At 45.3% G+C, this 1425-nt stretch carries 2 protein-coding genes; both read right to left on the bottom strand.

Features of this window, described 5'->3' with window-relative positions; translation table 11 throughout:
* Positions 1–528 (bottom strand): DUF484 family protein (locus tag A3712_RS23360; RefSeq protein WP_063525200.1); only part of this gene is annotated, 528 nt, incomplete at its 3' end.
* Between the two features lie 46 nt (positions 529–574).
* Positions 575–1405: a diaminopimelate epimerase gene (gene dapF / locus A3712_RS23355; RefSeq protein WP_063525199.1), complete on the bottom strand. Its 831-nt coding sequence runs from the start codon at positions 1403–1405 to the stop codon at positions 575–577.
* Between the last annotated feature and the right edge of the window lie 20 nt (positions 1406–1425).

The following is a 1425-nucleotide window of genomic DNA, read 5'->3' as shown; positions in this document are numbered from 1 at the left end:
AGCAAGCGGTAGTACTACATAAGAGCCTAGCTCTGGAACCGGAAAATCACCAAACAAATCTTGTCTGTCTGCTTTTCTCAAACGCCCGAGGTAGGCATCTTTGCCATTAAAGTGGTTAAGCGAAAACTTCGAGTAACCCTCTTCGCTGAGTTGATAAAAACCCGTTTGCGAAAGGATTCGCAAATGAGCCTTCAACCCAAGGTCGAGTGCCTTTTGCTCAACCGCTTTAATTACCTGCATGAAGTCACTGCATTTCAGCACTTGCGCTTGCAGATCCATAAATTCGTAGAAAGTTTTATCATTATTCGCCGCCAGAGACATCAATCCAGTGATCTCTTCTTCTAGCTCTTCGATTCTCTGGCGTTGACGTTTAAGCTGAATCTCGACCAGAGAGACGGCACCCTGCTCAACGTTATTAATAGCAAGACGATCCACCAAATCTTTTCGGTCTTGGAAAAAATCTGGGTTATCACGTAAATATTCCGCGACCACTTCTGCGGTGAGTGCGTCGGCTTCAACGTTAGACAAAACCTATCCTTTATTTTTTTATGTATCTATCTGTTATGTATCGTTATCAGCAAGAAAGCTGGCCATCAAATACATGCGTCGCTGGGCCCGTCATATACAGAGGTTTCCCCGGACCTTGCCAGCTAATGTGTAAGTCACCGCCTGGTAGGCTAACCTTCACATTCTCAGCCAGTAAGCCTTGAGTAATACCAACCGCAACAGCACCACAGGCACCGCTACCACAAGCCTGAGTTTCACCTGCACCACGTTCATAAACACGTAAACGCACTTCTTCACGGTTAACCACCTGCATAAAGCCAGCATTAACACGCTCAGGGAAACGCTCATGTGATTCAAGCAGAGGACCTAAGGTATCCACATCAGCCGTATCGACATCATCAACCACGGTCACCACATGTGGGTTACCCATACTGACCGCGCCACAGAATAAAGTATGTGCATCGGTTCTTAGGATGTAGGTCTTTTCAGGTTGCTTCGCTTTAAATGGGATCTTGCTTGGTTCGAACTCAGGAATACCCATGTTCACGGTGATCAGGTCATTCTCTTCAATCTTGAGAACCATTTTGCCTTTCTTAGTACTTACGTTGATGCTGTACTTATTCGTTAAGCCTTTCATGCGAACGAATCGTGCAAAACAACGAGCACCATTACCACACTGTTCCACTTCACTGCCATCCGCATTAAATATGCGGTAATGGAAATCAGTTTCTGGATCATAGGGAGCCTCAACCACAAGTAGCTGATCAAAGCCCACACCAGTGTGACGATCCGCCAAACGACGGATCAAATCTGGAGAAAAGAAAATATTTTGAGTAATGCAGTCCACGACCATGAAATCATTGCCCAAACCATGCATTTTAGAAAAGTGGAAGTGCATAACGCTTTAAATTACTCCGG

Source organism: Vibrio sp. HI00D65, assembly GCF_001635455.1.
In the GTDB taxonomy this organism is placed as follows: Bacteria; Pseudomonadota; Gammaproteobacteria; order Enterobacterales; family Vibrionaceae; genus Vibrio.
Note: the sequence above shows the minus strand (reverse complement) of the source record. Positions and strands in the feature narration are given on the sequence as shown.